This is a genomic window from Bacillus sp. N447-1 (genome assembly GCF_022701035.1).
In the GTDB taxonomy this organism is placed as follows: Bacteria; Bacillota; Bacilli; order Bacillales; family Bacillaceae_G; genus Bacillus_A; species Bacillus_A cereus.
The window spans coordinates 3,159,556-3,173,639 of record NZ_CP065509.1; the positions used below are offsets into that span (position 1 = coordinate 3,159,556).

Genomic DNA, 14,084 nt, shown 5'->3' on the forward strand with positions numbered 1-14,084 from the left:
AGATAAATAATGGTATAGTAAGAAAAAGGGATTATTTCTTATAAAAGCGAATGTATACAACAGGACATATGGACAAAGAATTAGGTGGTTGAAGAAATGAAAATTTTACTGATTATGGAAGAGGCAGAAGAGAGAAGAGAGTTAGCTGAAAATTTCACTGAAAATATGAGAAATGTAGAATGTTTTGAAGCAAAGACAGGAACAGAATCTTTATTTATGATGAAAAAACATATACCAGACTTTGTTTTTTTAAGTTCCAAATTACTAGATGGTACTGGTTTTGAATATGCAAGTTTATTACGAGAAATAAATTGCTATACAAAATTTATTTTTGTAGGTGAAAACATAGAAGAATCTATTACAGCTTTTCGTTTTCAAGCATTTTATTATTTATTGCGACCATTTCGTGAAGAAGATTTACAATTTCTTTTATATAAAATAGGTAAAGAACAAGGTGAGAAAGCAAAGAGTTATTTGCGAAAACTACCGATAGAAAGTCAAGAGGGCATACGATATATTCTTCCAGAAGATATCGTATATGTAAGTAAAAATAAAGAAAATAAAACTGTTTCAATTTACACAACGAATAATCAGTATATTTCAACATATACACTTCAGGAATTAGAAAATAAGCTAAATGCATATGATTTTTACGTGTACATAAAAGCTATTTAATTAATATGTCATATGTAAAAGAACTGAAACCTTATTATAATGGCACGTATAATTTGTATTTAGATAGGTATGATGAGCAACCGATTCCAGTCAGTCGTAATTATGTAAAACGCCTTCGAAATAACATTGAATTATAGTAGATAATGAGAGTATTTTAACATGATAAACTGAAAATCCTTCATGATAGGGAGGATTCAAGTTAAATATTCAGAAAATTTAGTACAATCTCCACTAAGAAATAGTATTGGGGGAATTGTATGTGAAGACATTGAAATCGATCTTACTTTGGGGCGTTATTACAGCAGTAGGAGCAGGTGCTTTTGGGGTAATAGCTTTATCACAAGGTGAAACCATTAATGCTGTATGGCTCTTAGTAGCTGCCGTATGTGTATATGCAGTTGCTTATCGCTTTTATAGTAGATTTATAGCGAGAAAGGTTTTTAATTTAGATGATAATCGGCAAACACCAGCCCATACATTAAATGATGGGAAAGACTATGTTCCAACAAATAAGTGGGTATTGTTTGGACATCACTTTGCAGCGATTGCTGGAGCGGGACCTTTAGTAGGACCGATTTTAGCGGCACAAATGGGGTATTTACCAGGGACCATTTGGATTATTGTTGGGGTAGTTGTTGCGGGGGCTGTCCAAGATTTTGTTATTTTATTTGCTTCAATGAGACGTAATGGTAAATCGTTAGGAGAAATGATTAAAGATGAGATTGGACCTGTTACAGGACTAATTGCAATGATAGGTATTTTAGGAATTATGATTATTTTATTAGCAGTATTAGCGTTGGTCGTAGTAAAGGCACTAATCGGAAGTCCTTGGGGAATGTTTACGATAGCAGCAACGATTCCTATCGCTATTTTAATGGGAGTTTATATGCGCTATATTAGGCCTGGTCGTGTTGGAGAAGGATCAGTAATTGGTATTATCCTACTTATTTTATCTCTTGTTGGAGGACAGTATGTAGCAGAAAATCCAACACTTGCAAGTATGTTCACATTTAGTGGTGAAACAATTGCTATTATGCTTATTGTATATGGATTTATTGCATCTGCATTACCAGTTTGGATGCTTTTAGCACCACGTGATTATTTAAGTACATTTTTAAAAGTCGGAACAATTGTAGGGTTAGCAATCGGTATCTTAATTGTAGCACCAGATTTACAAATGCCAGCAGTTTCGAAATTTATTGATGGAACTGGTCCTGTGTTCTCTGGAAACCTATTCCCTTTCTTATTTATTACTATTGCTTGTGGTGCAGTGTCTGGATTCCATGCTCTTGTTTCATCAGGTACGACGCCGAAGATGATTGAGCAAGAGGGACACGCACAGCCAATCGGTTATGGAGCAATGTTAATGGAGTCGTTTGTAGCAGCGATGGCGATGATTGCAGCTTGTGTATTAACACCGGGAACGTATTTTGCAATTAATAGTCCCGCAGCACTTATCGGTACAGATGTCTCGCAGGCAGCTCAAGTTATTTCCTCATGGGGATTTGCTATTACACCAAATGAACTAAAAGATCTCGCTGTAAATGTTGGAGAGCAAACGATTTTATCACGTACAGGTGGTGCGCCAACATTAGCGATAGGTATGGCATATATTTTCTCACAAGTAATAGGTGGAACGGCCATGATGGCATTTTGGTATCATTTTGCGATTCTCTTTGAAGCCCTATTTATTTTAACAACGATTGATGCCGGAACGCGTGTCGGCCGATTTATGATTCAAGATATTTTAGGGCATGTATATAAGCCATTTGGGAAAACGGATTCTACATTAGCAAATGTAATCGCTACAACATTATGTGTATTAGGGTGGGGATATTTCTTATACCAAGGGGTAATAGATCCGCTCGGTGGAATTAATACATTATGGCCACTTTTCGGTATTGCAAATCAAATGCTAGCAGGTATTGCATTATTACTTGGAACGACAATTTTGTTCAAAATGGGAAAAAAGGCGTACGTTTGGGTAACACTTATTCCAACTGTCGGGTTGCTGATTGTAACAATGACGGCGGGGTATCAAAAGCTATTTCATGAAAATCCTAAAATTGGATTTCTATCGCATGCAAAGGTATTTCAGAGAGCATTAGATGAGGGAAAAGTGTTAGCGCCAGCTAAAAATGTCGCTCAAATGAAGCAAATTATTTTCAATGATTATATTGATGCAGCGCTTTGTGGGATTTTTATGATAGTTGTAATCGCTGTGTTAGTTTCAGCACTTCGAATTTGGATACAAGTATTAAGAAATAAGCCAATGCCGTTAAAAGAGGCACCATATATTCCTAGAGATGAAAGTGAGTCGAGGAACTATGCTTAAAAAGCTGTGGCAAGTATGGGGGGAAAGGAAGCGCTTTATTAGTTTGCTCGTTGGGGTACCAAGTTATGAAGTATATGTGGAGCATATGAAAAAGCATCATCCTGAAGAAGAGGTTTTATGTCAAAAGCAATTTTTTGCTGAGGCACAAGAAGCAAGATTTAACGCAAAGGGCGGAAAAATATCACGCTGTTGTTAATGAAAAAGGGCGAGTTTTCGCCCTTTTTATTTTTTGCTGTTTCACGTGGAACAGCAAAAAATAAATAAAAACTTTGGGAATTATAGGGATTTCGTATACAATAAAGTAAGGAAAGGGATAGATAGAAAAGTAAGGAGATCATTTTATGTTAAGGGACTTATTTGTAAATACAACAATTATTCTTTCCTTTATTTTTGTTGGAGGTCAGCTTTTAAGAGATAAGCCGTTAAAAGAAGGATTCTCTTTTGGGCAGAAATGTGTAGTAGGCATTTTTACTGGGATACTAGGTATATTACTAATGTATTTCGGTGTTCGTGTTGGTACCATCCTATTGGATTTACGCTACTTAGCTGTTATTCTAGCTGTTATTATTGGAGGGCCGATAGCGAGTACCATAACAATTATTATGATTTTAGTAACTAGACTGTTGTTTATGGATTATTCATTAGCTTCTCAAGTGGCCTTTTATACAATCATTGCGATAGGAATAGGGAGTATCTTTATTTCGCGTATGAAGCTTTCTTTAGGGGAAAAGTGGGTATGGTTACACGCATATATTTTATCTATTCTAATCCCAGCGTTATATATATGGTTAATTAAAGAGATCCACATAGTGGGATTATATTTAATTTCTAGTATTATTACAGGTTACATAACATTCATAAGTGCAAATTATGTTTTACAATCCAATGAGCTATTTCAAACGATGAAGCAATACGCAACGATAGATGCATTGACAGGTCTAGGAAACGTAAGGCAGTTTGATTTAGAGATGAATCGTCATATTAGTAATAAACACTTGAAAAACGATTCACTTTGTTTACTACTTATAGATATTGACCATTTTAAGCATGTAAATGATACGTATGGGCACCCAGCGGGAGACGAAGTGTTAAAACAAGTAGGGCATATTTTGCGAGAAATGTCAGCATTTCCGGATTTGGTTTTTCGAAAGGGTGGAGAGGAGTTTGCGCTTTTGATACCAAGGAAAGGAATGGTTTATGGAATTCATGTTGGGGAACAAACTCGTATAGCTGTTGAAAAACATTCATTTGAATTGTTAGATGGAACAAAAATAAAAATTACAGTTTCGGTAGGGGTTTCAGAGTATGAAGGGGCATCAGAGCAATTTATTCAAGCGGCGGATGATGCGTTATACTACTCGAAACGAAATGGTAGAAATAAGGTCAGCTCTGCATCTTAAAGATAAGATGACCGGAAGACATAAAGCTTATAAAAAACACTCACAGAGGCAATGTATGAACCTTGTGAGTGTTTTTATTTATATATTAGACAAGTTCTTTTGATACAACGAATTTACGATATGCACCATGGTGAGTTGGACCTACGTATTCGTTAATTTTGAATGAGTAACGAATAGCAGCTGTGATGAATTCTTTAGCAGTTTTTACTGCTTCTTTCACAGGTTTTCCTTTTGCAAGTTCTGCTGTAATTGCAGCAGAATATGTGCAACCTGCGCCGTGTGTATTTGTAGTATCAATTTTTTCTGATTCTAAAAGATCGAATGTTTCTCCATCATATAGGACGTCGATTGCAGTTTCCGTACCAAGTTTGCTTCCGCCTTTAATTAGTACGTATTTGGCACCTAAAGCGTGGATTTTCTTCGCTGCTTCTTTCATGTCCTCAAGAGAATTAATTTTCACACCGCTTAATTGGTAAGCTTCAAATAAGTTTGGCGTTACAACTAATGCCTTTGGCACAAGAACGTCACGTAAGCAATCGTTCGTTTCAGGGTGTAATGCTTCATCTGCACCTTTACATACCATAACAGGGTCAACTACTACATTTTTGAAATTGTGCTTTTCGATTGTTTCTGCAACCATTTCAATAATTTCTACTGATCCAAGCATACCTGTTTTTAAAGCGTCTACGCCAACACCTTCAATTGTTGTTTCTAATTGTGGTTTTAATGTAGAAGCTGGGATTGGAAATACGTTATGTGCCCAACCGTTATGTGGATCCATCGTTACGATTGTTGTAAGAGATGTCATTCCGTATACGCCCAGTTCTTGGAATGTTTTTAAATCTGCTTGTATACCAGCACCGCCACTTGTGTCAGAACCAGCGATAGTAAGTGCTTTATTTAATGTCATTATGAAAGCCCCCTCGAGTGATATAATGAAAACTATGTTTTCACCATTATATCAATGTTACGAATAAGTACAAAGTGAAAAGTAGATGATTTATTTTAAGAGCTATTTAAAATCTTGTATGCAGGAGAATGAGTATGTTTCGAGATAATCGTACGAATGAATTAGTTATATTAAAGGAAATTGCAGAAACATTAAATACATCAAATGATACATATCATGTATTGCAAGCTGTCCTCGAGAAATTGCTAAGTGTAACAGGTTTAACGACAGGATGGATTTTTCTTGCGGATGAAAATGGGAAGTATACGAAGTTAATTGATTATCAATTACCAGAGGCACTTACATATGAAAATAAACGCCCGATGTGCGAAGGTGAATGTTGGTGTTTACGAGGTTTTGTAGATGGAAAATTAGAGAGAGCCGTTAATATTATTGAATGTAAAAGAATTAATAATGCAATTGAATATAATTGGGGGGATACGGAGGGCATTCTTCATCATGCTACGGTTCCTTTAAAAGCTGGGGGAGAAAAATTTGGGGTGTTAAATGTTGCAAGTCCGGGTAAAACACATTTTTCAGAAGAAGAATTAGTATTACTCCAATCGGTTGCCTTCCAAATTGGTACGGCTTTAAAGCGAACAAAATTATATGAAAATGAAAAGAGAAGAGCACATTATTATGTGAAATTAGAGCGTTTCATTCAAGATTTAAAAATGATTCATAAGTTTAATGTATTACCTGAAAAGGTGGTAAATCACGTAGGTGAAGTATTTCAATGGAATCAAGTAGCGCTTTTTATTAGGGAGGAAAAAGAATTATCTCTGCGAGCGTCTTACGTTCAGGAAGAGTTACAAGAGGATGTAAAAGAGGCGGCCAAGAAGGCGTTAGAACAAGATGAACCAGTTCTAATAAAACATCAAATAGGACATAATGTACATCTAAATCGAGCTGTTATTGCTACACCAATACATATTCAAAACCATATATTTGGTGTTTTATGTGTTAGTTTGAATAATGGAGAGTTTGATGCTAATACAATAGATGTAATTCAAGCATTATCGAACCATGTTTCGTTAATAATAGAGAATTTGAGGTTAAACGAGCAGCGCCGTGAACTTGTACGAATGGAAGAAAGAAATCGGTTAGCAAGAGATTTACATGATTCTGTTTCGCAAAAATTATTTTCATTAACCTTCATGACAAAAGGCGCCGAGGCAGTTTTAAAAGGTAAAAATGAAAAGGTAGATCAATCTTTGCATGAGATGCGTGAACTTGCGCAAGGAGCTTTGAAAGAAATGAGGACATTAATTTGGCAGCTTCGTCCGGCAGGATTAGAAAAAGGATTATTGCCAGCTCTAAAGCAGTACGGTGAAAATTTGGGACTGAAAATTAGGGAGCAAGTTACGGGTGTTCGTGATTTACCTCGTGTAGTAGAAGAAGCTTTGTGGCGCATAGGCCAAGAAGCACTGAACAATGTAAGTAAGCATGCAGGTGTAAAAGAAGCGACGATTTATTTTACAGTGAATGAGAAAAATGTATCATTAGAAATAGTTGATCAAGGAAAGGGCTTTGTGGAAAAGAATATAAAAGAAAAGAAATCACTAGGTATGACTACGATGCGTGAAAGAGTAGAATTAGTTGGTGGAACAATTAAAATTGTAAGTAGTAATAAACGAACGAGCGTAAAAGTAAATGTACCATTATGATGTGAAAATGAGGGAAGTTTGTGAAAATAAAAGTATTGTTAGTTGATGATCATACAGTCGTTTTAAAAGGATTAGCATTTTTCTTAAGTACACAGGAAGATTTAGAGTTAGTTGGAGAAGCGAATAATGGGAAAGAAGCGTTAGTGAAAGTAGGAGAAACAAATCCCGATGTTATATTAATGGATTTATATATGCCTGAAATGGATGGTGTTGAGGCGACGGCATATATAAAAAAAGAGTATCCAAATGTGAAAGTAATTGTATTAACTAGCTTTTCTGATCAGGCGCATGTGTTACCTGCATTAAGGGCTGGAGCAAGTGGGTATATTTTAAAAGATGTAGAACCAGATCAGCTTGTTGAGGCTATTCGAAGCGCATATAAAGGTAATATTCAATTACATCCGGATATAGCAAATGCTCTTCTCTCTCAAACATTACCTGTAGAAGAAAAGGAAGAAGAATCTTCTATTCAAGTGGATGTGCTAACAGCGAGAGAAAATGAAGTATTGCAGCTATTAGCGAAAGGGATGAGCAATAAGGAAATTGCATCTGTTTTAGTTATTACAGAAAAGACGGTTAAGGCGCATGTAAGTAGTATTTTGAGTAAGTTGAATTTATCTGATCGTACGCAAGCGGCATTATATGCAGTTAAAAATGGAATTGTATAAGACGAAAGTCGTAAGACCAAGTTCGCCTTTAGAAGGTGGACTTTTTTTATGGAAAAATACGTCTATGTGAGGACGAAATTGTCTTTATATAAAGATAAAATATGTTTGTAAGCAACAAAACAACAATTACAAGGGATACCTTTTTTGAAAGCATATAACAACATAAGAGTGAGTACTAGGAGGAATAAATAATGGCAACAGTTTTATTCGTTAAAGCAAATAACCGTCCAGCGGAACAAGCAGTTAGTGTAAAATTATATGAGGCATTTTTAGCAAACTATAAAGAAGCAAACCCAAATGATACAGTAGTAGAACTTGATTTATATAAAGAAGAATTACCATACGTAGGCGTAGACATGATCAATGGTACATTCAAGGTAGGTAAAGGATTTGATTTAACAGAAGAAGAAGCAAAAGCAGTAGCAGTTGCTGATAAGTATTTAAATCAATTCCTAGAAGCTGATAAAGTTGTTTTCGGCTTCCCATTATGGAACTTAACGATTCCAGCAGTATTGCACACATATATTGATTATTTAAACCGTGCTGGTAAAACGTTCAAATATACGCCAGAGGGTCCAGTTGGCCTAATCGGAGATAAGAAGATTGCATTATTAAATGCACGAGGCGGCGTATATTCAGAAGGGCCAGCAGCTGAGGTAGAAATGGCTGTTAAATATGTAGCAAGTATGATGGGCTTCTTCGGCGCAACAAACATGGAAACAGTAGTTATTGAAGGGCATAACCAATTCCCAGATAAAGCAGAAGAAATCATCGCTGCAGGTCTTGAAGAAGCAGCTAAAGTAGCAAGTAAATTTTAATTAAAATGATACTCGTCACTCGAAAAAACAGCATTAACGTTTATATGTTAATGCTGTTTTTTTATATTTTTAGTTCATCAGCAAGCTTTTCTAATGTATTTCGATCTTGTATATAATATGTTCGGCCTTCTTTTCTTAAATAATTTTGTTGGCAAAACTGATTTAATACATATAAAAGATGACGGTAGCTGACATTTAAATATTCCGAGGCCTCGGTATGCTTTTCTATATAACAATTATTTTGCTCTGTTAATAAAATAAAAGCAGCTAATCGATTTTCAAAAGGATAACTATAGTTTTTTGCGTAATTTTCAGTGCGAGTAATTGTCTTTTCTCCAATAAATTTACATAAGTGCTGTAAAAACGTTGCATCTTGTAATAAAAGTTGCTGACAATCTTTAAGAGGAAGTGCCAAACACACACAATCTTCTAGTACTTCAACGGACTTAGTAATATTTTCTACCCCTATTAATCCTAATTCCCCGATAAAAGATGGTGCTTGAATAAAATTAATTAATGAAACCTTCCCGTTTTTATGACTCATATATATTTTGGCTCTCCCAGAAATTAAGTAATAGAGATAAGGGAGAGCATTTCCTTCACTACATATCATCTCTTTCGTTTGAAAAGAATGCAGCTCTACATATGGCAAGACATGAAATGAAAATAGGGTATGGAATTGATGGATTCGCATGTATTGATAAATTTCTTCCTCATTTTTGCTGATTTTCATATTTTCACCCCTATGTATAGTATGAGATATCTCCTATTATCTTTACAAGAAGGAATGATACGATTTATGTAAATTTGTTTTTGTAGAAAAGAGAGTGTGATGAATTTATGAAAAAATATAAAACATTGTTATTTGATGTAGATGATACATTACTAGACTTCCAAAAGGCTGAAAAAGTGGCTTTACGGGTACTTTTTGAAGAGAAGGGAATCCCTTTAACAGACGAGATAGAGGCTCGTTATAAAAAAATAAATAAAGGTCTTTGGGATGCTTTTGAAAAAGGTGAACTATCACGCAATGAAGTTGTAAATACACGATTCTCTCTGTTGTTTAAAGAGTATGGAGAAGAAGTAAATGGAATATTATTCGAAAATAATTATCGTAACTACTTAGAAGAAGGAAATCAACTCATGCAAGGTGCGTTTGAATTTATAAATCAAATTCAAGGGGAGTATGAGTTGTATATAGTGACAAATGGTGTTTCTAAGACACAAGATAAACGTTTGCGTAATGCAGGGTTACATTCATTGTTTAAAGATGTTTTTGTTTCGGAAGATGCAGGTTTTCAAAAGCCGATGAAAGAGTATTTTGATTATGTTTTTGAACGGATTCCTAACTTTGCACCTGAAGAAGGGCTGATTATTGGGGATTCATTAAGCGCGGATATTAAAGGTGGATATGTAGCGGGAATTGATACTTGTTGGTTTAATCCAGAAAGGAAATTAAATGATAGTGGGATTATACCGACATATGAAGTGCATAATTTTGAGGAGTTAGAAGCGTTATTGAAGCAGCATGTGTAATAAAAAAATAGACAGTGGAGCTTTCGTCCCCACTGCCTATTTTTATTAATTTTTATTTTCGTTATGTTTTGGGAGTGGAAAGGCATTCCCGATAGCAGCTGCACCAAGCATGGGCAATAGTAAATTAAGCGGGAAAAACATAAGTAATAGTAATGTTATAGCTATTGGCTTTCGTAACGCATAGCTTGAAATTGCTGTTGTTACGATGGCAACAGATGCTACTGGATCTATAGGAAGAATAGATGCTACAGCGTATCCGATACTTGACCCAGAAAATATAATTGGGAAGATATGTCCACCTCGCCACCCTGTGTTCAAACAAACGGCAGTAATGCACAACTTTAAAATCCCTGAAAGAAGTAGTATCCAAAAAGATAAATGGCTCCATTCAACAACTAATTCTTTTAATTGATGTTCCCCTGAAAATAATGTGTACGGAAGAAAGGTTCCCGCAATTCCTAATAAAATACCACCGATAATTCCGAGTGTCAGCTTGTATTCTCTAAAAGGGTGAATTAACTTTTCTAATGTGAATTCTAACTTGAAATAAAAGAAACCAACTATAGCACCGATACTAGCAAGTGGAAGAAATGCAATCCATTCATTGAAAGAAAGTGTACCTTCCCCGAAATCAACAATAAAGGATCCACGATTATCAAGTTTACTCAGTAGTAAATAAACAGAAAAACCTGCGAAAGTAGTAGCTAAGTATACAATCGCTTTTTTTCCTTTAGAAAAAGCAGCAATTTGTTCCCCCTCATTTTCATTTGGTGCTAAATAACCGAATAATGGTGCGTTAAAAATGACACTTAAAGTAGCGCCAATTCCGATCTCGGTTAGCTCATTCATACTCTTTAAGGCAAATTTAAAGCGATCCCCTACCCATGTGCACAGTCCGCCTATAATTCCAACTAGTGCGGCTTCTGGACCAAGACTAGCACCGAAAATTAAAACAATAATCGCTGTTAAAGTAGCCCGATGGACAAAGCGATATTCGATTCGACCAGTTTTTTTATATTCAGCCATCACTTCAGGCATAAGGCGTGGGTATGTACCGAAATGTTTTTGTGATAGACCAACAAGGACCCCGCCAATTATTGTTACGCAAAGGGTGTAATAAGAGGGAAAAGAGAGAACTTCAGGCAAGTATCCCCAAATAAAGTGGATTCCAATATTTATTGTGACTAAAAATAACCAGACTGTAGCTCCTACTATAGATCCTAGAAGAATGCCATATAGAGCAAGTATGTAATGCATATCTTTTTTATTTGTCATGTTATACCTCCGTTATGTAAATCTTAGTAGGGAAAAAGTGAAATATACTAGTGAAAAATGGATTGAATATATATAGTATCTTTTTGAGAAGATGGCCTATTCAACATATAGGCTAACTTTTGGGGAATTTGAATTTATAGGTTAAATTACTTATTTAATTTTATAGACTGATTTGAGGTTTTTAAAGGTCTTTTTTGAAATAGACTAGAATATATTTCTTTTGTTGCTTTATATGAAACTATTAACATTTATTTTAGAACATTCAGAAAAACTGTTTGACATTAGGAAATTATTGCTATAAAATCAACGGTAATTGCATAGTCTTATCAAGAAAAGGTGGAGGGACAGGCCCGATGAAACCTTGGCAACAGCCGTATAACGGAATTGTGCCAAATCCTGCAGGTAGTAATCCTGAGAGATAAGAAAGAGCCTTTAGAGCGTGTTTTCAAACTGCTCCTTTCTTGTTTTCAGGAAAGGGGCAGTTTTTTATTTTGTATAAAAGAAAGGAGAATGAGAGATGGGAGAATCATGGGGAAAAGGAACAATTTGTGTGCAAGGTGGCTATACGCCAAAGAATGGTGAACCACGTGTTTTACCACTTTATCAAAGCACAACGTATAAATACGATACTTCGGATGATTTAGCAGCTCTATTTAACTTAGAGGCAGAAGGATATATTTATACACGTATTGGAAACCCTACTTTAGCAGCATTTGAGCAGAAGTTATCAGATTTAGAAGGCGGTGTAGGAGCTGTTGCAACAGCTTCTGGGCAAGCAGCTATTATGCTCGCAGTTTTAAATATTTGTAGTAGTGGAGACCATTTACTTTGCTCTTCAACTGTTTACGGGGGAACGTTTAATTTATTTGGGGTGAGTTTACGTAAGCTTGGCATTGATGTTACGCTCTTTAATCCAAATTTAACGGCAGATGAAATTACGGCACTTGCTAACGATAAGACGAAACTTATCTATGCAGAATCATTAGGAAATCCAGCGATGAATGTTTTAAATTTTAAAGAATTTTCAGCTGCCGCTAAAGAATTAGAGGTACCTTTTATCGTTGATAATACATTAGCAACTCCTTATTTATGCCAGGCATTTGAACATGGGGCAAATATTATTGTTCATTCTACGACGAAGTATATCGATGGGCATGCGAGCTCCTTAGGCGGTATTGTAATTGACGGTGGAAACTTTGATTGGACAAATGGAAAGTATCCTGAACTTGTTGAACCAGATCCAAGTTATCACGGTGTAAGTTACGTTCAAAACTTTGGTGCAGCAGCGTATATTGTGAAAGCACGTGTTCAGCTATTAAGAGATTATGGAAATTGTATGAGCCCATTCAATGCATATATTAGCAATATTGGCTTAGAAACATTGCATTTACGAATGGAACGTCATAGTGAAAATGCTCTTGCAGTTGCTAAGTGGCTTGCTAATCATGAACGTATTGAATGGGTGAATTATCCAGGCTTAGATAGTAATGAAAATTACTCATTAGCACAACAGTACTTGAAAAAAGGTGCTAGTGGTGTTTTAACTTTCGGTATTAAAGGCGGATTAGAAGCAGCAAAAGAATTTATCGCAAATGTAAAACTAGCAACTCTTGTAACGCACGTAGCTGATGCACGAACTTGCGTTATACATCCTGCTAGTACGACGCATAGACAATTAAATGCTGAAGATCAGCGTTTAGCGGGTGTTACATCTGATTTAATTCGTTTATCGGTTGGTATAGAAGATGTTTCTGATATTATTGCAGATTTGGAAGCAGCTCTAGTTGGAGGCAAAACACATGCCGATCATAATTGATAAAGATTTACCGGCTCGCAAAGTGTTGCAAAAAGAAAATATTTTTGTAATGACGAAGGAGCGGGCAGAAACACAAGATATACGTGCTTTAAAAATTGCTATATTAAATTTAATGCCAACGAAGCAAGACACAGAGGCGCAATTACTTCGCTTAATTGGAAACACACCGTTACAATTAGATGTTCATTTGCTTCATATGGAATCACATCTATCGCGTAATGTAACGCAAGAACATTTAACAAGCTTTTATAAAACGTTTCGTGATATTGAAAATGAAAAGTTTGATGGGCTCATTATTACAGGAGCGCCAGTGGAGACCCTTGCTTTTGAAGAGGTAGATTATTGGGAAGAGCTTAAACATATTATGGAGTATTCAAAAACGAATGTAACATCTACGCTCCATATTTGCTGGGGGGCACAGGCTGGCTTGTACTATCATTATGGTGTTCCAAAGTATCCCCTTAAGGAAAAAATGTTTGGTGTATTTGAACATGAAGTTTGCGAGCAACATGTGAAATTATTACAAGGATTTGATGAATTGTTTTTTGCTCCGCATTCTCGTCATACAGAAGTACGAGAGAATGATATTAGAGGAGTGAAAGAATTAACATTGTTAGCAAACTCTGAAGAAGCAGGTGTTCACCTTGTTATTGGGCCAGAAGGAAGGCAAGTGTTTGCTCTTGGACATAGCGAATATAGTTGTGAGACGTTAAAACAAGAATACGAACGAGATCGTGACAAGGGATTAAATATTGATGTGCCAAAAAACTATTTTAAACATAATAATCCAGATGAAAAGCCGCTTGTTAGGTGGAGGAGTCATGGTAATTTATTGTTTTCTAATTGGTTGAATTATTACGTGTATCAAGAAACCCCTTATATATTGTAAAGAAAGATTGTGTAACACGTGGCAACGTTTTCCTTGTAAAGATTAACCTTTATTTT

At 35.7% G+C, this 14,084-nt stretch carries 12 protein-coding genes, 1 pseudogene and 1 riboswitch; of the genes and pseudogenes, 10 read left to right on the plus strand and 3 right to left on the minus strand.

Annotation, left to right across the window (positions count from 1 at the left end):
- Positions 1 to 96 precede the first annotated feature (96 nt).
- The 4 genes and pseudogenes from IQ781_RS15995 (at position 97) to IQ781_RS16010 (ending at position 4,410) form a co-directional block, all read left to right on the plus strand.
- A pseudogene (locus IQ781_RS15995) lies at positions 97 to 812 on the plus strand (LytR/AlgR family response regulator transcription factor).
- Between the two features lie 122 nt (positions 813 to 934).
- Positions 935 to 3,010: a carbon starvation protein CstA gene (gene cstA / locus IQ781_RS16000; protein ID WP_047792095.1), complete on the plus strand. Its 2,076-nt coding sequence runs from the start codon at positions 935 to 937 to the stop codon at positions 3,008 to 3,010.
- Positions 3,003 to 3,206, plus strand: coding sequence for a YbdD/YjiX family protein (locus tag IQ781_RS16005; protein WP_000914503.1), 204 nt, complete (start codon positions 3,003 to 3,005; stop codon positions 3,204 to 3,206). The genes cstA and IQ781_RS16005 overlap by 8 nt, the downstream gene beginning before the upstream one ends.
- Before the next feature lie 145 nt (positions 3,207 to 3,351).
- On the plus strand, positions 3,352 to 4,410 hold the full coding sequence (locus IQ781_RS16010) for a GGDEF domain-containing protein (RefSeq protein WP_017657620.1): 1,059 nt from the start codon (positions 3,352 to 3,354) through the stop codon (positions 4,408 to 4,410).
- Between the two features lie 85 nt (positions 4,411 to 4,495).
- Here IQ781_RS16010 and pdxK read toward each other — a convergent pair whose 3' ends face one another.
- Positions 4,496 to 5,320, minus strand: coding sequence for a pyridoxine/pyridoxal/pyridoxamine kinase (gene pdxK, locus IQ781_RS16015; RefSeq protein WP_000174252.1), 825 nt, complete (start codon positions 5,318 to 5,320; stop codon positions 4,496 to 4,498).
- Between the two features lie 134 nt (positions 5,321 to 5,454).
- Here pdxK and IQ781_RS16020 point away from each other — a divergent pair, with 134 nt between their 5' ends.
- The 3 genes from IQ781_RS16020 (at position 5,455) to IQ781_RS16030 (ending at position 8,512) form a co-directional block, all read left to right on the plus strand.
- A complete protein-coding gene (locus IQ781_RS16020) occupies positions 5,455 to 7,026 on the plus strand; it encodes a GAF domain-containing sensor histidine kinase (protein WP_000488138.1) in 1,572 nt (523 codons plus the stop codon).
- A gap of 20 nt (positions 7,027 to 7,046) precedes the next feature.
- Positions 7,047 to 7,694, plus strand: coding sequence for a response regulator (locus IQ781_RS16025; RefSeq protein ID WP_000695801.1), 648 nt, complete (start codon positions 7,047 to 7,049; stop codon positions 7,692 to 7,694).
- A 191-nt stretch (positions 7,695 to 7,885) separates the two neighbouring features.
- A complete protein-coding gene (locus tag IQ781_RS16030) occupies positions 7,886 to 8,512 on the plus strand; it encodes an FMN-dependent NADH-azoreductase (protein WP_000246741.1) in 627 nt (208 codons plus the stop codon).
- A 61-nt stretch (positions 8,513 to 8,573) separates the two neighbouring features.
- Here the strand turns inward: IQ781_RS16030 and IQ781_RS16035 are convergent, their stop codons facing one another.
- Positions 8,574 to 9,245: a transcriptional regulator YeiL gene (locus IQ781_RS16035; protein ID WP_000703327.1), complete on the minus strand. Its 672-nt coding sequence runs from the start codon at positions 9,243 to 9,245 to the stop codon at positions 8,574 to 8,576.
- A 107-nt stretch (positions 9,246 to 9,352) separates the two neighbouring features.
- Here IQ781_RS16035 and IQ781_RS16040 point away from each other — a divergent pair, with 107 nt between their 5' ends.
- Entirely contained in the window at positions 9,353 to 10,048 is a 696-nt protein-coding gene (locus IQ781_RS16040; protein ID WP_139847017.1) for a YjjG family noncanonical pyrimidine nucleotidase, read from the plus strand.
- A gap of 45 nt (positions 10,049 to 10,093) precedes the next feature.
- On the opposite strand, the gene IQ781_RS16045 is transcribed toward IQ781_RS16040, so the two are convergent.
- Positions 10,094 to 11,323, minus strand: coding sequence for a chloride channel protein (locus tag IQ781_RS16045; RefSeq protein ID WP_065212356.1), 1,230 nt, complete (start codon positions 11,321 to 11,323; stop codon positions 10,094 to 10,096).
- Between the two features lie 320 nt (positions 11,324 to 11,643).
- A riboswitch (SAM riboswitch) is annotated at positions 11,644 to 11,748 on the plus strand.
- A 92-nt stretch (positions 11,749 to 11,840) separates the two neighbouring features.
- On the opposite strand from IQ781_RS16045, the gene IQ781_RS16050 reads away from it, so the two are divergent.
- A complete protein-coding gene (locus IQ781_RS16050) occupies positions 11,841 to 13,139 on the plus strand; it encodes a bifunctional O-acetylhomoserine aminocarboxypropyltransferase/cysteine synthase (RefSeq protein WP_139847018.1) in 1,299 nt (432 codons plus the stop codon).
- Complete coding sequence (gene metA / locus IQ781_RS16055; RefSeq protein WP_065381849.1) at positions 13,123 to 14,028, plus strand: homoserine O-acetyltransferase MetA; 906 nt, start codon at positions 13,123 to 13,125, stop codon at positions 14,026 to 14,028. The genes IQ781_RS16050 and metA overlap by 17 nt, the downstream gene beginning before the upstream one ends.
- Positions 14,029 to 14,084 lie beyond the last annotated feature (56 nt).